Source organism: Hyphomonas sp. BRH_c22 (genome assembly GCF_000961795.1).
Taxonomy (GTDB): domain Bacteria; phylum Pseudomonadota; class Alphaproteobacteria; order Caulobacterales; family Hyphomonadaceae; genus Hyphomonas.
Map to the genome: position 1 here is coordinate 1 of NZ_LADU01000099.1, position 16800 is coordinate 16800.

Below are 16800 nucleotides of genomic sequence, written 5' to 3' on the forward strand. Positions count from 1 at the left end.
ACGCATTGGGCGCGGTCACCGAACGCCTCGAACAGGAAGCGTTCCGTGCCGGTGAGCCAGGCCTGCCCGCCAAGGGCGCACAGCTCGTCATAGAGGGCTGCGCGGCGGTCGGGGTCGAGGTGCGCGGCGGCTTCATCGAGCAGTAGCAAGGGCGCCGGACCATCGCCGTCGGCCCTCAGCGCGCCAGCCGAGGCAAGTATCAGGCCGATGAGGAGCGCCTTCTGCTGCCCGGTCGAGGCATCGCGGGCTGGGGCGCCGGTGGGACGGTGAATGACCATGAGGTCAGAGCGGTGCGGGCCGTCAATCGTGCGCCCGGCGGCAATGTCGCGGCGGCGTGTCGTGCGGAAGGTTTCGGCCAGCGCCTCGAAAATCGACTTGAAATCGTCACCGCGCAGGGCCGCCTGTTCGGCATCGCCGTCCAGCGTCAGGTCTGCCTTGGGAAAATGGCCCTCGGGCCGGGCTTCGATGGCGACTTGCAGGGATTCCAGTACATGGGCGCGATTGATGGCAATCTCGGCGCCGGCCTCGGCCATGCGCGCCTCGATTGCGTCGGCCCATGCCGGATCGACATGCCCGCGTTCGAGGAGGGCATTGCGCTCGCGCATCGCCTGTTCGTACCGGCTGGCGGCGCGGCCATGGGTCGGCACATGCGACATGACCTGGCGGTCAAGGAAGCGCCGGCGGTCGGACGCCCCGCCCCGGAACACGCTGTCCATGGAAGGGGTCAGCCAGACGATGCGGATCAGGTCTGCGAGGTCTGATGCGGTGGCGGAGGCGCCATCGACGCGGACATTGCGCTTGGCGCCGGAGCCGCTTTCGAGCGCCACACCGATCTTCTGGTCATTGGCGAGCGTGGCTGCGACTGTCCAGCCGCCCGCGGCATCCTTGCGGACCATTTCCGGCAGGGTGGCAGACCGCAGCCCGCGCCCGGGGCCGAGCTGGCTGACGGCTTCGAGCAGGTTGGTCTTGCCCGCGCCATTCGCGCCGAACAGGCAGACGTGGCGACCGTCGAGATGCAGGGAGAGCGCCGCGTAGTTGCGGAAGTCCGTCAGCGAAAGGCGGGTGAGCGCGGTCATGACATGCCGGGGGGCCGGGAAATCATGTCGCCGTCAGGCCGTGGCCGCCGACGGGTGCGGTCTCGGCGACCTGCTGCATGCCGGCGATCAGGGGGCGGCCTTCCTGGATGGCGGCCTGGACAGACGGCAGCAATAGGCTGGCCTTGTGGCTGTCGGCATTGTCCCAGACCTCGGTGATCCACAGCGCATTGGGATCGCCTGGATCATTGGCGACGATATAGCTGAGGCAGCCGGGCATGTCGCGCAGGCCCTTCAGCAAGATGGCCGCCAGCCGGTCACGGTCGCCGTCCGTGGAAGTGAATTTGCCGATCAGTCCATACATCGTGTTGGTCTGCGTCCCTGGTGATGCACATGCGCCGAAGCTGGCCGTTGCAGCCGCGCCGATCAGAAACCGGCGGCGGTGCAGGGCCAGGATCATGACATTACACCCGAAGCGGCATCAGCACATAGCGCGCGCTGTCGTCCGACGGGTCGAGCACGAGCGCGGGGGAGGCCGGATCGTTGAACATGAACTCGGCGGTCTCAGCCTCGATCTGGCCAGCGATGTCGAGGAGGTATTTGGCGTTGAAGCCGATCTCCATCGGGTCAGAGCCGTATTCGGCTTCAAGCTCTTCATTGCCGGCGCCAGTTTCGGCATGGTTGACCGCAAGGGTCAGCTTGCCTTCGGACAGTGACATCTTGACCGAACGCGAGCGCTCTGCCGAAACGGTCGAGACGCGGTCGACAGCGGCCTCGAAGGCCTTGTTGTCGACGACGAGTTTCTTGTCATTGCCCTTGGGAATGACGCGCGAATAGTCGGGGAAGGATCCGTCGATCAGTTTCGATGTCAGCACAGCGCGGCCCGCGCGCACCACGATCTTGGTGTCGGACACTTCAATCTCGATATCGCCGTCAATCGCATCGACGAGGCGGCGCGCTTCGGCGACAGCCTTGCGCGGGACGATCACGCCTTCGAGATTTTCAGATCCCTTCGGCGCAGGAATTTCGGCGAGGGCCAGACGGTGACCGTCAGTGGCGACCGTGCGCAGGACCGGGGTGCCATCGTCTGACTTGACGCCGTGAAGATAGACGCCGTTGAGATAGTAGCGGGTCTCTTCGGTCGAGATCGCAAAGCGCGTCTTGTCGATCAGGCGGGCGAAATCCTTCGCGTCGACCGAGAAGCTGGTCGCGCCGTCATCGCTGCTCATCGTCTGGAAATCGGAGGCGGGCAGGGTGGGCAGTTCGAAGTGCGAACGGCCTGCGCGGATCGTGAGGCGCTGGTTGTCGGGCTGGGTTTCGAGTTCAACCTCTGCGCCGGCGGGCAGCTTGCGGATCACGTCGAACAAGGTCCCGGCGGGCGCAGTGATCGCCCCTTCCGCCGTGACTTTCGCGTCGGCGCTGTCGACGGCCTCGATGTCGAGATCCGTCGCGGTGAGCTTCAACTGGCCCTTGCTGGCCTGCAGCAGGACGTTCGACAGGATCGGAATCGTATTGCGGCGCTCAACGACGTTCTGCACATGCGAGAGGGCATTGAGGAGATCGCTGCGTTCAATGGTTAGCTTCATCTGTTTGTCCGTCCCTCACCGGCGCCCGGTGCGCCTGTCTGCCTGGTCATATTCGATTGGACTGGTTCGTGCCGAACGGGCTGGAGGCCCCTGGCAGAATCAGCCCGCTCTCTGGTGGAGAGCGGGCTAAGAACCCTTAAACAATCGGGCGGAAAAGCCAAGCGCCGATCCGGCGATGCCCAAGGGATACCTGGCGGTTCTAGTTTGCGCCTGCCGCCTGGAGCTCGAAAATCGCCTCGGACACACGGGCAATGTCGCCCGCCAGTTCCGGGTCGGTTGCGATATTCTTCGTCACCTTCCGGTGGGCGTAGAGGATGGTCGTGTGATCGCGCTTGCCGAAACTGTGACCGATCTGTGGAAGCGACTTGCCGGTCTTTTCGCGGCAGAGATACATGGCCACCTGACGCGGATAGACGACTGCACGGGCCTTGCAAGGGCTTTCCAGATCGCTCTTGGAGATGTTGAACACCTTCATTGTCGCACGCTTGACGAGTTCGATCGTGGGCACTTTGATTTCTCCCTGATGGCGCCGGATCACGCGGTCCAGCATGTCCATGGTCGGGGCCCGGTCACCGAAGCCGGCTTCGGTGTAAAGGCTCCAGATCGCACCGGTCAGCTCGCGGCCGGGGCCACGGATGCCCGCATTGATGCGCGTGATCATTTCGTCGGTCAGGACAAAGTCTGGATGCCCCGCTTCTATGTGGGCTGCAAGGCGCACAAGGATTTCGCGGCGCATGTCAGCGTCGGGAAGCCCCACTTCGACAGCGATCGAGCCCTTCAGCTCGGCCCGCATGCGGGGGCCGAAGCCTGTGACATCGCCAGGGGCTTCATCGCCTGCCAGAACCACCTGACCGCCATTGCCGGTGACTTCGCGGATGTTCTGGTAGAGCTCGGTCTCGGTGCCCGGTTTGCCGGCGATACGGTGCAGGTCGTCGATCAGCAGGAGCGTCGCCGACCGAAGACGCCTTTTCAGCCCGCTCGTGTCCTTGGCCTTCACGCCGTCATGATAGGCCGACATGAATTCCTCGGCCGTGAGATAGACGACGACCCGCTCGGAATCGCTGGCTTCAACCCGGTTCTTCAGCGCCACCAGCAAATGCGTCTTGCCGGTGCCCTGACGGCCATAGATCAGCGTTGTCGATGTTCCGACGGTCTGGCCTGCCGCAATCCGCTGCGCAAGCTGTACGGCTATCTCGTTCGACTGGCCGACGACCAGCGTCTCGAATGTCATCTCGGGCGCGCCGTTTGCACTGGAGGCACCTGTCGGCTTCTCGCCATCGCCAGAACCTGCGATCGCGGGCTCCGGTTGGGGCGCAGCCGCCATGTCGGCCCAGGGATCGGACACGAGATCGCGAATTTCAGCGCGCGCATTGCGCCAGCATTCGAGCCGGATGCCGCGCCGGGCAGGATCGAGTTCACGCCATGTGCGCTGGATCAGCCGCTTGTGCTCAGCCACGACGCGGTCATAGGCAAGGGGATCACGGGCCGCGATCACCATTTCACCATCGACTTCCGCAATCAGGCGCAGGTCTTCGATCCAACGGTCATAATCCGTTGCGTTCAACACGGTTGCCAGCTTTTCCCGAACTTGTGTCCAGATCGCCTGGCCTGGGAGATTATTGACTTTTTCCGTGCCCGAAAACTCTACGCCATGCTCAGAATCAAAAAGTGTATTTCGGTCCATCGCCGAGCCCCATTTTCTTGTTATGTTTAGTCCTGATCAGCAGGCACGCAACTCTCCCTCCAGATATCTATCTGGGCCCCGTAAATACTCCGTGCAGGGAGAGTTAAAAGCTGATATCCACAAGGTACCGTCAGGCCGAATTGGTGGCAAGTGTATCTTTTTGATGACGACGGGAATTGGCTGGTTGACTCTTGCGCCATGTCTTCAAAATCGCATCAAAATCAGCCGCTTATCAGGTGCATTTTTTTTGTGAGTGAGTCATCCGGCGCAATCGTTCGCGTCTGTTCTGTCAACACCCCTGATGGAAAATTGGCTGTGAAATTCCGGTCAAAATCTGCTTCTTTTTGATCCGCGTATTCAAGCCGCCCGATCCTGCATCTCTGGCCTGTCAAACTGCGCAAAAATGCTGCAACGGACCAGAATATTTTGTCGAATAAAGTAGACCATATTCCGGGCGGGCTGACGAGAAACCGATCATTAATTCGGCGCAAGAAAAAGCCCGCCAGGGATGAGCCGGGCGGGCTTTGATTTTGTGTATCGGACAGTGCCCGAAAAGGCCTCAGCCCATCGCGTTGACGCGGGCCGAGAGACGCGAAACTTTGCGCGAAGATGTGTTCTTGTGCATCACGCCCTTGGTGACGGCGCGCATCAGCTCAGGCTGTGCGACGCGCAGGGCGTCCTGTGCAGCGGATTTGTCGCCTGCGGCGATGGCTTCCTCGACCTTGCGGACATATGTGCGCACACGCGAGCGGCGCGCCTTATTGACCTCGGTGCGAGCCGCAATCTTGCGGACCATCTTCTTGGCGGAACGGGTATTTGCCATGTCTAACTCCTGAAGCCCGAAGGAGACCTCCCTCAAGCTGAAGGCGGGGGCATACATAAACGGTGCGAATGCGTCAACTGGGGGGCTGACAGAAAACTGCTGTCCCTGGCCGTCCCTACTCAGTTTCCGGTGCGTCTTCAGTCTCCGAAGCCATTGCCTGAAGCCTCTCGGTCAGGGCGGCGTTGCCTTCCAGTCCCAGCTCCTTTGCCGAAAAGACAACGAGTCCGCCTGATTTCGCCAGCATGGACACGATATTCTGGCGCGTCTGCATCTCCATCAGGCTCAGCAGCGCAGAAATCTGCTCGGGGCTGCGATCACGGAACTGGTCCAGCAATTTGTCGAGTTCCGTGCCGAGGAACTGCATGGCGCCCGGCGTCTCCGTGCCGCGCGATCCCAAATCCACCGGCTCAGCGGCGGGCGCCAGTGCCAGGCGCCGGGGCTCGGTCGCGGCACCTGTTCCATCCGTGGAGGCGCCAGCCTCGTCCGACATCAACGAGCGTGATGCGACCATGACCTCACTGGGAAGGGTGGAGCCGTCGCGATAGCTGAAGCGGGCCTCGAAGACGGACACGCCAAGCGGTACGCCAAGGTCACCGCTGCCGGTTTCCATGCCGGCGAGTTCCTCGGTGACTTCGCGCTCAATTTCATGATGGCTTTCGCGCAGCTGCTCGTCCTTGCGCCGGCCGATGGCCCCGGAAAAGGCAGACCGGATGCGCCGCTCGAACTGATCACCGAAATCGCCGAGACGAGCGAGGTCCGTCACACGGTCGCGATTGACGCAGAAGCTGACCGATGAGGTGACAGTCACCTCATGCCCGTCATTCGTGACAGCTGTGAAGGGGAACGGCGTGGTCGTGTGAATACGCAGCGATATGGCGCCGGATTCGGTGACGAGATGGTCGTGTGCAAGCGAATTGAAGCGCGGATCGTAGACGGGGAACCGCAAGTGCTGGCGGCGCTGGAACTGGACGATGCGCGGATCGCCAAACCTGATCTTCATGTCAGAGGCCAGAGCCTGGATCCGTCCATCAGGGTTGCGAACGAGATAGGTTTCATCGTCGCCGGATAGAATGAATGGCCCGCGAGACCTGTGAATCAAGGCTGCTACTGCGACGCCGATCACGAATAATGCCACAAGTACGCTGACAAACAGGCCGGCCGAAACCGCGCTTACCTCACCCATTACTGTCCCTTCCGCCAAGTCGCCCCCGCCCTGTAGACTGGCTGAGGCTAACACAGACTTGTTCGTAAGGAGAATAGGGACTGTGCGGGGCGTCTAGCGGTCCTTGAAGTGCGCCGAGCGCTTCTCGACATAGGCCGACATGCCTTCTTTCTGGTCTTCGGTCGCGAACAGAGACTGGAACAGGCGCCGCTCGAACCGGATGCCCTGGGACATGGGCGTTTCATAGGCGGCGTTGATGGCTTCCTTTGTCATCATCGCTGCAGCGCGTGGCATGGACGCAATCGTGCGCGCCATTTCACGGACGACATCCATCAGGTCGTCGGCCGGAACGACCCGCGCGACCAGGCCGCAGCGTTCCGCTTCGGCGGCTTCCATCATGCGGCCGGTCAGGCAGAGTTCCATGGCTTTCGACTTGCCGATGAAGCGGGCCAGCCGCTGCGTGCCGCCGGCGCCCGGCATGACGCCGAGACGGATTTCGGGCTGGCCGAACCGGGCTGAGTCTGCTGCAATCACGATGTCGCACATCATGGCCAGTTCGCACCCGCCCCCGACCGCATAGCCGCTGACGGCAGCGATCATGGGTTTGCGGGCGCTGGCGGCGCGTTCCCAATTACGGGTGATGAGGTCTTCATAATAGGCTGCCGGATAGTCCTGATCCATGATCTCGCGGATATCGGCGCCACCTGAAAAGGCCTTGCGCGAGCCTGTCAGCACGATGCAGCCGATTTCCTTGTCGGCCTCGAAGCGGTCGATGGCGTGCGTCAGTTCCGTCATCATCGCGTCGTTCAGTGCGTTGAGGTGATCGGGACGGTTCAACGTGATGATGGCGACGCCGGTGTCGGCATCAGACTCGGTCAACAACGTATTGTATGACATGGGGCGACGGGTCCTTCTTGCGGCCGATGGTTCGGCCTGGGGCGCTGGCGTTCTGCTCGCAGCTGCCGGATTGGTTGATTTTTGGGGGATAATATCATGCCGGATATCTTGGTCCGGTGGAGGATGAGGCGGTTAACGACTCTCCGGTTACGACCGCGATGAGGGGCGGACGCGGGCGCTATAGCCTGAAAAAGGGGCGCTTGTCACCCTTTTGCCTCATTTGTCGATACTGAAGGTTAATCCGGCATTCGCCTGGAGGCGGGCGACAAGCGTGAGTCCCATGGCTGATGCGGGCGTATAGATGCCGCCTGCGAGGTCGGTGCAGTCCTTGACGAGGCAGATGGCTGACTCGGCGATCATTTTGGACGTGGAACCATAGCCGGGATCCTTGTCGCCTTTGACCGTGGCCCGGATTCTGTCGCCATTTTTCGTGATGCCGAGCAGCGCGAAATCGTAGTGACCGGCTTCACGTTCGGCCTTTGACGGGCCTTCGCCAGGCTTGGGCGCGTCATCCCCGCCCATCGGATCGCTTTTGGCCACCATTTCGGCCGCCGCCTTTCCGGCTTCGCCCGGACCTGTCAGCATCATTTCGTCATAGACAAAGTCGCGCCCGTAGGGGTGGCCCATCAGCGCATTCGAACGGTGGATGTTCTTGGTGTTGATCGTGGCCATGATGAAAGGGGCGGCCCAGGATCCGAAATCCTCGTCTTCCTGAACGGACATGCCGTGCGGCTGTTCGGGGCCTTCAAACCCGCCGGCGAGCGAAAAGGGGTTGCGCAGGACAGCCATCACAGCGGGCTCGCGCATGGCGCGGGCCATGGTTTCGCGGCCTGACGCAGCCGTGCCGCCGGAGAACGTGCCGGCCATCGCACGCATGCGCCCTTTGACCCGAACCGCCGGTGTGGAGAACTGGCGCATCATTTCGTTCTGAAGGAACAGTACGCCGAGATCGAACGGTATCGAGTCGAAGCCGCACGAGAAGACGATGCGCGCACCGCTTTTCTTTGCCTTGGTTTCATAGGCGGCGATCATGTCGTGCATCCATGCGACTTCGCCGCAGAGGTCGACATAGTCGGTGCCGTGGGTGGCGCAGGCCTCGACGAGAGGTGTGCCGTAAAGCTGGTAAGGGCCGACCGTCGTCAGGACGCAACGTGCGGACTTGACCATGGCTTCCAGAGACGCCGGGTCTGACGCGTCAGCCACGATGAGGTCGACCGACTTCGCGATCCCCATTTCGTCGCGCACGGCTTTCAGCTTGTCGAGGGACCGCCCGGCCATGGCCCAGTTGACGTCCTTGCCGACGCCGTAGGTGTTATTCATGTATTCGGCGACGAGCCGCCCGGTGAAACCTGTGGCCCCATAGATGACGACATCAAATTCGGCAGACGAGTTCATGGGGCAGCCTCCAGCATTCTGAGCGCCCAGACTTGCCTCACTCGAAGGGGTGCCGCAACCATCGGGGCGGTCTTTTTGCAAATGCCACCCCTGCCTTTCGGCTGGAAACAGCCTATATCGCCCCTATGACAGATATCCCTGACGTGCCCGATCCGGAACGCAACCGACTGACCGGACGGATCGCTCGTACGGCCCGTGTGGGCGCAAACCTGTCTGGCGCCGGTATCAGCTTTGCGGCCAATTCCCTGTTCGGTGGCGACCAGGGCGACGAACGGATCGCCAAGGCTCTGGCGGCCGCCCTTGGCAGGTCCAAGGGGCCGCTGATGAAAGTGGCGCAGATGGTATCGACCATCCCGGACTTCCTGCCAGCCGAATATGCGGCCGAACTCGGCCAGTTGCAGGCGCAGGCGCCCGCGATGGGCTGGCCGTTCGTCAAGCGCCGGATGCGGGCCGAGCTTGGCCCGGACTGGCTGTCGAAGTTCGACGCCTTCCAGAAGGAGGCATCGCATGCGGCGTCGCTCGGGCAGGTGCATGACGCGCGGATGCATGATGGCCGCCGGGTAGCGTGCAAGCTGCAATATCCCGACATGTCGAGCGCGGTGGAATCCGATGTGGGCCAGCTGAAGGCCATGCTCGGCCTGTTCAAGCGCATGGATGGTTCGATCGACCTGACCGAGATGGTGAGCGAAGTGACCGACCGTTTGCGGGAGGAGCTCGATTATGAGCGCGAGGCCAGGCATATGGCGCTTTACCGGAACATGCTGGCCGACAAGGATTTCGTGCAGGTGCCGGAACCCGTTGCGGAACTGTCGACGGAACGCCTGTTGACCATGACGTGGCTGGACGGTGAGCGCCTCGACGCGTTCGAGAATGCCCCCCAGGAGACGCGCAATCATATCGCCGAGATGCTGTTCTGGACCTGGTGGGGCCCATTCAATGGCCACGCCGTGATCCACGGCGATCCGCATCTGGGCAATTACCAGGTGACGGGCGGAGGCACCGGCATCAACCTGCTCGATTTCGGCTGTATCCGGGTCTTTCCGCCCACCTTCGTGGAAGGCGTGGTCGACCTCTACCGCGCCATGCTGCGCGACGATTTCGATGGGGCCTATGCGGCCTATGAAAAATGGGGATTCCAGAACCTGTCGCGGGAACTGGTCGAAGTGCTGAACATCTGGGCGCGTTTCATCTATGGGCCGTTGCTGGACGACCGCGTGCGCAGCGTCGCTGATGGCGTGTCAGCGGGCGAGTATGGCCGCAAGGAAGCCTTCCAGGTGCGCAAGCTGCTGAAGGAAAAGGGGCCGGTGAAGATCCCGCGCGAGTTCGTGTTCATGGACCGCGCCGCCATCGGCCTTGGCGCCGCCTATCTGCGCCTCAAGGCTGAAGTAAACTATCACCGCCTGTTCGAGGAAAGCCTCGAAGGCTTCGATGTGAAGGTCGTCGCCGAACGCCAGGCCGGCGCGCTCAAGGCGGCCGGCCTGGACTGAGGCCTATGTCATCTTGAACTTGATCGGGATCGATTTCGGACCGCTGACAAAGTTCGCCTGTACGCGCGTGGGCTTGCCGTTGAGTTCCACGGATTCGAGGCGCGGCAGCAATTCTTCCCAGAGGATGCGCATTTCCATACGGGCCAGGTGCTGGCCCAGGCACACGTGTGCGCCATAGCCGAAGGCGACATGCTTGTTGGGTGAGCGGTCGACCTTGAACGTGTAGGGGGCGTCGAATACATCCTCGTCACGATTGCCGGACGGATAGGCCAGGAACAGCCAGTCGAACTTCTTGATCTTCCGGCCTGCGATTTCCGTGTCGGCGGTCGCCGTGCGCATGAAGTGTTTCACCGGCGTTTCCCACCGGATCGATTCTTCGACCATGGACGGAATGAGCGACAGGTCGCCCTTGAGCTTGCGGAACTGGTCCTGATTTTCGGCCAGGGCCCAGAGCGCGCCGCCTGTCGTGTTGGATGTCGTATCGTGTCCCGCTGTGGCGGCGATGATGTAATAGCTCATGGCTTCGAGGTGGCCGAGCGGCTGGTCATAGACCGCGCCATTGGCAATCACGCTGGCAAGATCCTCGCGCGGATTTTTCCGGCGGTCTTCCGTCATGGCCACGAAGTACTCGAAGAAATCGGCGACCGTGGCCTGGATGTTGGCGAGGCCCGCATCCGTGCTCTCGACTGCTGCGCCCGAGCGGTTCACTTCCGGGTCTTGCGCCCCAAAAAGTTCCTGCGTCAGCTTCAGCATGCGCGGCTCGTCGATCTCCGGCACGCCGAGAACTTCCATGATGACGTGCAGCGGGTAGAGAAAAGCGACATCGCGGGCGAAGTCGCATTCAGTGCCCTTGTCGGCCATCTTGTCGATGAAGCCGCGCGCGATCTCGCGGATGCGATCTTCAAGCTTGCGCAGGTTCTGCGGCATGAACCAGGCCTGTGTGAGGCGGCGATACTGCATATGGTCCGGATTATCCATCTGGACCAGCGAGCGCAGGAGGTTGGGCGAACCGCCCATCATTTCCCGGACCTTCCGGTCGGCTTCGATCGTGGTCAGCGTGGCTGAGCGGTCTTCATTATGGAACAGGTCGTTCTGGCGCTCGATATTGAGAATGTCGGCATGGCGGGAGACCACCCAGAAGGGATCGAAACCCTCGATCTCGGCCACATCCAGCGGCGCGTTCTTGCGCAACCAGGCAAAAGCCTCATGCGACCGGTCCCAGTCGGCATAGGCTTTCGGATCAACGATATCTGCCGCGATCTGGCTCGGGATGGCCATGGTGTCTTCCTCCTCTTCCCGCGCCGTCGGCGGGTTCATGCGATGTGTCTATCACATACTTGCTATATGGCCAACAAATATGTTAAGTGTCAGTATGAGCGAAACGTCCGGCATCCTTGCATCCGATACTGAGCGCCTGACGCAGGCGGAGCGCCGCGACCGGTCCGAAAGGGAGCTGCTGGAAGCCACGATCCGTGTCGTGTCGGAGAATGGCGTCTCGGCTGCCACGTTCGACATGATCGGCCGGGAGGCCGGATTTTCGCGCGGCCTGATCACCCAGCGCTTCGGCTCGAAGGACGGCCTGATCCGCGCCCTGATCGACCATCTGCACAGCTGGCAGGGCGAAGCCCTCGACCGGGAACGGGTGGCGGACATGGACGGCCTGTCGGCGCTGTGCGCTTTCGTCGACCTGCATTGCCAGACACTCGAAGGCCAAGACGAGGCCAAGGCGTATTTCATGCTGCTCTCCGCTGCCGTTGCCGACCAGCTCGACTTCCGGTCCGCCTTCGCCGACTCGCATGCGATCGAGCGGGTCCTTATCCGGGCGATGATCGAACGAGGGCAGGCGGATGGCGGCATTCGCGCCGATGTGGATGCGGATGCGCAGGCGCTGCTGACCGGGTGTGCCCTGCTGGGCCTGAGGATGCAGTGCCTGATCGACCCCGCGACGCAGATCGCACCAGTGCGGGATGAATTGCTGGCCTCCTTGCGGGCCCGTCTCGCGCCGGCCAGCCGGGAGGCGGATCAATGAGCGAACCCTACAAGATCTGGCAGTGCCGCACGTGCGGCTACATTTACGAAGAAGCTTTGGGTGACCCGAATGAGGGGCTCGCGCCGGGCACACGCTGGGCGGATATACCGGATGACTGGATCTGCCCGCTGTGCGGAACGCCGAAGTCGGACTTCGACATGATCGAACTTTAGCAGGCGGTGCGCGATTTGGCGCGCAAGGGGCTGGTCTTGCCGGCGCACCAGCGCTAATCCGCTGTCCATGACCGATGATTTTACCAGAAGCCAGACGTTCGACATTCCGGCAGGCTATAATGAACTGCCATGGCATCGCGGCTTTGGCCGCCAGGTTGGCCCGCTGTTCGAAAAGCGCGACGAAACCGGCCTGACACGGGCGTTTCGCGTCGAGGAGCATCATACCAATGGCATGATGAACGCACATGGCGGCATGCTCATGACCTTCGCAGACATGGCCTGGGGCGGGGCCGTCGAGAAGGATGATGACACTTGGTGGGTCACCATCCGCCTGATGTGCGATTTCCTGTCAGGGGCGACGCTTGGCAGCTTTGTCGAAGGCAAGGGCGAAGTGGTCGGGGTGGCGGATGATGTCATCACGGTCGAGGGCCGCATCTGGACGGGCGACAAGCTGCTGATGCGCGGAACGGGCATTTTCAAACTGATTGCCCGGCGGGACGGCGCCGAAAAGCCCTTCACGCGGCCCGGCAAGGACGCCTGAACAGGGCAGGTCTCCGGCTTGACTTTCTCCGGGCGGCTGCTTATCCGCCTGCGCAATGAACACAATGCTGCACCACCATCATCACCACGCGTGACGCGCCGACGAGGCGCGAACCGGTTCGGCTGCGCCTCCTGCAAGTGTTCATCTCCCAGAACCAGACCAGATGAGGCGAGCCGCGGCAGGGACGCGCTTCTGCGTTGTGTTGCCTTTCCATCCGGACCGTCTGCGTCTATGCGGGGCGCGTCGGCAAACAGGACCTGAATGACATGAGCGACAAGGACACCCAGCCCCTCACCGGCAAGGATCTCGCCCGCAAGCCGCGGGGTTTCCCCGACAAACGCGAAGCGCTGATCCATGCGCAGGCCGAACTGGTCGAAAAGGTTACGGCCGTTTACCGCCAGTGGGGCTTCGAGGCGCTGGAGACTGGCGCGTTCGAGTACGCCGATGCGCTCGGCAAATTCCTGCCGGATGATGACCGGCCGAATGCGGGTGTCTTCGCCATTCAGGATGATGACGAGCAGTGGATGTCGCTGCGCTATGACCTGACCGCCCCCCTTGCCCGGTTCATCGCGGAGGCGGGCCAGACCGTTGGCAGGCCGTTTCGCAGGTATGCTGCGGGGCCGGTCTGGCGCAACGAGAAAGCGGGGCCCGGCCGGTTCCGCGAATTCTGGCAGTGCGATGCCGACACGGTGGGCGCGCCGGGCTTCCACGCAGACGCCGAAATGATTGCCATGGGGGCCGAAGCGATGCGCGCGGTCGGCATGGAGACCGGCGAGTTTGTCATTCGGGTGAACACGCGGCGCCTGCTGAACGGTGTGCTGGACGGTGTCGGGGCGACGTCGGAGGGCTCGCGCCTCGCAATCCTTCGTGCCCTGGACAAGCTTGACCGTCTGGGTTCCGGCGGTGTGGCCGACCTGCTCGGCAAGGGGCGTCTCGATGAGAGCGGCGACTTCACCAAGGGCGCAGGCCTCGGTGACGCGGAAGTCAAAGCCGTGATGGCCTTCGCCGAAGCAGGCGCAAAGACCCGGGCCGAGACGCTCGCCAACCTCTCGCAGGCCGCAGGCAACAGCGAGGAAGGCAAGGCGGGGCTCGCGGAGCTTGAGGCGATTGCCGTGGCGCTCGAAGCGCTTGGCGCGCCCGAGGGTGATGTCGTGATTGATCCGTCCGTTGTGCGCGGGCTCGAATATTATACCGGGCCTGTCTACGAGGCTGAATTGCTGCGGGAGGTCACCGGCGAGGACGGCAAGTCCTACCGCATCGGATCCATCGGTGGCGGCGGACGCTATGATGACCTGGTTGCGCGGTTTACCGGTGAGACGGTTCCGGCAACGGGATTCTCCGTCGGCATCTCGCGGCTGGCTGCGGCGCTCGCCATCATGGGCGAGACGAGCAAGCTCGACGGCCCGGTCGTGGTGCTGAACCTCGACAAGGAAAACCCGGCGATCGCACTCGAAGTGGCGACTGAGCTGCGCCGGGCGGGTCTGCGCGCGGAGGCCTATATGGGCGCCTCGGGCATGCGGCCGCAGATGAAATATGCCGACCGCCGCGGCGCGCCTGCCGTGGTGATGGTTGGCAGTGATGAACTCGCCAAAGGGACCGTCACGATCAAGGACCTCGAAATGGGCGCTCTGAAAGCGAAAGCGATCCAGTCCAACGAGGAATACCGCGAAGCACGGCCCGGGCAGATCGAAGTGCCGCGCGCCGAAATGGTGGAGGCTGTGCGCCGCATTGTCGAGGCACAGGGATGACGCCGGAGCAGATTGCCGAAGCCGCGAGCGCCGTTTTTGCGCGCACGGGCGCACGCCCGGTTGACCCTGCCTATGTGCTGGCGTCAGATATTCCGCTCGAACTGTCCGGCGAGGCGGTGCGGGCGCGGCTTTGCGTGTTCACGGACCATCGCGGCAATGAAATGGTGATGCGGCCAGACCTGACATTGCCGGTTGCCGGACTGGAAGCGGATCGCCTTTCTTCCGGGAAGAACGGCCCTGAAGCCTACACTTATGCGGCGCGTGCCTTCCGCCTGCCGGCCTCGCCGGATGATTCGATGGAATTTACGCAGGTAGGCTTTGAACGCTTCGGCCGCGCGTCCAGCCCGGACGAGGATGCTGACGCTTTCGCGCTGGTCCATTCGGCGGTTGCGGCATGCGGCATTGAAGACTGGCGCATGGTGATGGGTGACCTTGCTGTGTTTCCTGCCTTTGTCGACGCGCTCGGTCTGGCCCGCGTGACGACCGACCTGCTGAAGCGGGCGTTCCGACAGGAGGGCGGCGTGGCCGAATTGCTGGCAGGGGCGCCGTCAGCACCGGAAGTCGACCTTGCCCATGCGCTTTCTGAGGCTGCTCCGGACGTAGCAAACGAACTGTTTCTCGATGCGCTGCGCGACAGGTCCATTCCGATGATCGGGACGCGCTCGGTTGGCGAGATCATTGAGGGCCTGGTGGCAAAGGCGGCTGCGGCCGATGCAGGCGGGGTGCCTGAGGATGCGCGCCGGGCGCTCGGCGCGCTTGCAAGCGTGAACTGCGCCGCGCCCGAAACAGCGTCAGAACTGTCAGGCATTGCAAATGAGCACGGGCTTGCAGCGATGGGCCCGGTGATCGAGCGTGTCGCCAGGCGGGTCGATGCGATCATTGCCGCGGTGCCGCAGCTCGGCGAGCGTGGCCGGTTCCGGTCCGGATTCGGCCGGCGCTTTACCTACTATGACGGCTTCGTTTTCGAGACCTTTGCCGGGGCGCTGACCGAGCGCCAGCCGATTGCCGCCGGGGGACGCTATGACGGTTTGATTGCGGGTCTGTCGGGCGGACGGGCCAAGGCGACCGGTATTGGCGGGGTCGTTCGTCCTGACAGGGTCGTCCGTGCACGGGGGAGCATGTCATGAGCAAGCTATCATTCGCGATCCCGTCCAAGGGACGTCTCAAGGAACAGACGGAACAATGGCTCGCGGGTCTCGGGTTCCCGGTCAGCCAGATCGGCGGAGACCGCGGCTACCAGGCCGAGATTGCCGGACTGGGCGATGTCGAGATGCGCCTGCTGTCAGCGCGGGAGATTGCCCAGGGGCTGATTGAAGGCAGCCTGCATATCGGCGTGACGGGCGAAGACCTGCTTCACGACCTGGCCCCTGAAGGACCAGGTGACTTCCGGGTTGTGCGCCAGCTTGGCTTTGGCGCTGCGGATGTAATTGTTGCAGTGCCGCAGGCGTGGCTGGACGTGGATACGATGTCGGACCTTGAAGCGGCGGGTGCGGCGTTCCGCAAGCTGCACCACCGGCGTCTGCGTGTGGCGACCAAATACATGCGCCTGACACGGCGCTTCTTCGCGGCGAAATCGGTCGGCGAGTATCGTCTTGTCGAGAGCGCGGGCGCGACTGAAGCGGCGCCGACAACCGGCGCGGCGGATGTCATTGTGGACATCACATCGACGGGGGCGACGCTCCGCGCGAATGGCTTGAAGATCTTGTCCGACGGTGTCATTCTTAAAAGCGAAGCCTCCTTCGCATTGTCTCCGACTGCGGACTGGAGTGAAGCCGCACAGGCGTCTTGCTCGAAGCTTCTTGGAAGGCTGGCTCCGGGTTCAACAACCGATGCGAAAAAATTATTGAACACATTCTTGACACAAGTGTGAAACTGGTCACCTATGAACAGGCAAGTTTCTGGGAGGAAACGCTGCAAACGGTGGAGAGGCGCCAGACCCGGTTTCAGGTCTGGCGCCTCTTTCTGTTTGGAGGTGTATCAGGTCTTTTCGGTACGCTTCATGCCAGGGGAAACATCAAGCAGGTTGAAGGCCGAGACGAACCGTAACAACGGCTCAGGTGAGGTAGGGGGCGTTTTGAACATTGCGTCCGATCCGCCTCGGCTTCCCGATTAACAATATGCACTTATCGATAATCGTCAAGTATTTTTATCGTTTTTCAATTAATTTTCTGTAATCGCCGAACTGGGCCCCTTTGGTGGGGCCGGACGTGCGGGGCGAGTTACTCGCATCCCGTGACGTCG

The 16800-nt window shown here is 62.4% G+C and carries 16 protein-coding genes; 7 read left to right on the forward strand and 9 right to left on the reverse strand.

Features of this window, described 5'->3' with window-relative positions; genetic code table 11:
• The 8 genes from recF to VR74_RS13705 all read right to left on the reverse strand — a co-directional run.
• A partial coding sequence (gene recF, locus VR74_RS13670) for a DNA replication/repair protein RecF (protein WP_045697724.1) occupies positions 1-1076 on the reverse strand: 1076 nt, incomplete at its 3' end.
• Between the two features lie 22 nt (positions 1077-1098).
• Entirely contained in the window at positions 1099-1494 is a 396-nt protein-coding gene (locus tag VR74_RS13675; protein ID WP_299950572.1) for a putative quinol monooxygenase, read from the reverse strand.
• 4 nt (positions 1495-1498) lie between these two features.
• Positions 1499-2620, reverse strand: a complete 1122-nt coding sequence (dnaN, locus tag VR74_RS13680; RefSeq protein WP_045697726.1) for a DNA polymerase III subunit beta — start codon at positions 2618-2620, stop codon at positions 1499-1501.
• A 199-nt stretch (positions 2621-2819) separates the two neighbouring features.
• A complete protein-coding gene (locus tag VR74_RS13685; RefSeq protein ID WP_045697728.1) occupies positions 2820-4304 on the reverse strand; it encodes a chromosomal replication initiator protein DnaA in 1485 nt (494 codons plus the stop codon).
• A gap of 559 nt (positions 4305-4863) precedes the next feature.
• Positions 4864-5127: a 30S ribosomal protein S20 gene (gene rpsT / locus VR74_RS13690; protein WP_045697729.1), complete on the reverse strand. Its 264-nt coding sequence runs from the start codon at positions 5125-5127 to the stop codon at positions 4864-4866.
• A gap of 115 nt (positions 5128-5242) precedes the next feature.
• Positions 5243-6310, reverse strand: coding sequence for a hypothetical protein (locus tag VR74_RS13695; RefSeq protein ID WP_045697731.1), 1068 nt, complete (start codon positions 6308-6310; stop codon positions 5243-5245).
• Positions 6311-6403: 93 nt separating this feature from the next.
• Complete coding sequence (locus tag VR74_RS13700) at positions 6404-7186, reverse strand: enoyl-CoA hydratase (RefSeq protein WP_045697733.1); 783 nt, start codon at positions 7184-7186, stop codon at positions 6404-6406.
• Positions 7187-7402: 216 nt separating this feature from the next.
• Positions 7403-8581: a saccharopine dehydrogenase NADP-binding domain-containing protein gene (locus VR74_RS13705; RefSeq protein ID WP_045697735.1), complete on the reverse strand. Its 1179-nt coding sequence runs from the start codon at positions 8579-8581 to the stop codon at positions 7403-7405.
• 125 nt (positions 8582-8706) lie between these two features.
• On the opposite strand from VR74_RS13705, the gene VR74_RS13710 reads away from it, so the two are divergent.
• A complete protein-coding gene (locus VR74_RS13710; RefSeq protein WP_045697738.1) occupies positions 8707-10068 on the forward strand; it encodes an AarF/ABC1/UbiB kinase family protein in 1362 nt (453 codons plus the stop codon).
• A 3-nt stretch (positions 10069-10071) separates the two neighbouring features.
• Here VR74_RS13710 and VR74_RS13715 read toward each other — a convergent pair whose 3' ends face one another.
• On the reverse strand, positions 10072-11346 hold the full coding sequence (locus VR74_RS13715) for a cytochrome P450 (protein WP_045697826.1): 1275 nt from the start codon (positions 11344-11346) through the stop codon (positions 10072-10074).
• Positions 11347-11425: 79 nt separating this feature from the next.
• On the opposite strand from VR74_RS13715, the gene VR74_RS13720 reads away from it, so the two are divergent.
• The 6 genes from VR74_RS13720 (at position 11426) to hisG (ending at position 16429) form a co-directional block, all read left to right on the forward strand.
• On the forward strand, positions 11426-12097 hold the full coding sequence (locus VR74_RS13720) for a TetR/AcrR family transcriptional regulator (protein WP_045697740.1): 672 nt from the start codon (positions 11426-11428) through the stop codon (positions 12095-12097).
• Positions 12094-12270, forward strand: a complete 177-nt coding sequence (locus VR74_RS13725; RefSeq protein WP_045697742.1) for a rubredoxin — start codon at positions 12094-12096, stop codon at positions 12268-12270. Before VR74_RS13720 ends, VR74_RS13725 begins: the two co-directional genes overlap by 4 nt.
• A gap of 67 nt (positions 12271-12337) precedes the next feature.
• On the forward strand, positions 12338-12811 hold the full coding sequence (locus VR74_RS13730; protein ID WP_045697744.1) for a PaaI family thioesterase: 474 nt from the start codon (positions 12338-12340) through the stop codon (positions 12809-12811).
• A gap of 266 nt (positions 12812-13077) precedes the next feature.
• The gene (gene hisS, locus VR74_RS13735; RefSeq protein WP_045697827.1) at positions 13078-14559 is read left to right on the forward strand and encodes a histidine--tRNA ligase; all 1482 of its coding nucleotides are present in this window, start codon (positions 13078-13080) and stop codon (positions 14557-14559) included.
• Positions 14556-15686 (forward strand): ATP phosphoribosyltransferase regulatory subunit, encoded by a 1131-nt coding sequence (locus tag VR74_RS13740; protein ID WP_045697746.1) that lies wholly within the window; start codon positions 14556-14558, stop codon positions 15684-15686. Before hisS ends, VR74_RS13740 begins: the two co-directional genes overlap by 4 nt.
• Positions 15683-16429, forward strand: coding sequence for an ATP phosphoribosyltransferase (hisG, locus tag VR74_RS13745; protein ID WP_045697748.1), 747 nt, complete (start codon positions 15683-15685; stop codon positions 16427-16429). The genes VR74_RS13740 and hisG overlap by 4 nt, the downstream gene beginning before the upstream one ends.
• Positions 16430-16800 lie beyond the last annotated feature (371 nt).

What these genes read in the sequence shown, in the direction of transcription:
- VR74_RS13675 (WP_299950572.1), bottom strand. Translation starts at nt 1,494, where the DNA reads ATGATCCTGGCCCTGCACCGCCGCCGGTTTCTGATCGGCGCGGCTGCA.
- dnaN (WP_045697726.1), bottom strand. Translation starts at nt 2,620, where the DNA reads ATGAAGCTAACCATTGAACGCAGCGATCTCCTCAATGCCCTCTCGCAT.
- VR74_RS13685 (WP_045697728.1), bottom strand. Translation starts at nt 4,304, where the DNA reads ATGGACCGAAATACACTTTTTGATTCTGAGCATGGCGTAGAGTTTTCG.
- rpsT (WP_045697729.1), bottom strand. Translation starts at nt 5,127, where the DNA reads ATGGCAAATACCCGTTCCGCCAAGAAGATGGTCCGCAAGATTGCGGCT.
- VR74_RS13695 (WP_045697731.1), bottom strand. Translation starts at nt 6,310, where the DNA reads ATGGGTGAGGTAAGCGCGGTTTCGGCCGGCCTGTTTGTCAGCGTACTT.
- VR74_RS13700 (WP_045697733.1), bottom strand. Translation starts at nt 7,186, where the DNA reads ATGTCATACAATACGTTGTTGACCGAGTCTGATGCCGACACCGGCGTC.
- VR74_RS13705 (WP_045697735.1), bottom strand. Translation starts at nt 8,581, where the DNA reads ATGAACTCGTCTGCCGAATTTGATGTCGTCATCTATGGGGCCACAGGT.
- VR74_RS13710 (WP_045697738.1), top strand. Translation starts at nt 8,707, where the DNA reads ATGACAGATATCCCTGACGTGCCCGATCCGGAACGCAACCGACTGACC.
- VR74_RS13715 (WP_045697826.1), bottom strand. Translation starts at nt 11,346, where the DNA reads ATGGCCATCCCGAGCCAGATCGCGGCAGATATCGTTGATCCGAAAGCC.
- VR74_RS13720 (WP_045697740.1), top strand. Translation starts at nt 11,426, where the DNA reads ATGTTAAGTGTCAGTATGAGCGAAACGTCCGGCATCCTTGCATCCGAT.
- VR74_RS13725 (WP_045697742.1), top strand. Translation starts at nt 12,094, where the DNA reads ATGAGCGAACCCTACAAGATCTGGCAGTGCCGCACGTGCGGCTACATT.
- VR74_RS13730 (WP_045697744.1), top strand. Translation starts at nt 12,338, where the DNA reads ATGACCGATGATTTTACCAGAAGCCAGACGTTCGACATTCCGGCAGGC.
- hisS (WP_045697827.1), top strand. Translation starts at nt 13,078, where the DNA reads ATGAGCGACAAGGACACCCAGCCCCTCACCGGCAAGGATCTCGCCCGC.
- VR74_RS13740 (WP_045697746.1), top strand. Translation starts at nt 14,556, where the DNA reads ATGACGCCGGAGCAGATTGCCGAAGCCGCGAGCGCCGTTTTTGCGCGC.
- hisG (WP_045697748.1), top strand. Translation starts at nt 15,683, where the DNA reads ATGAGCAAGCTATCATTCGCGATCCCGTCCAAGGGACGTCTCAAGGAA.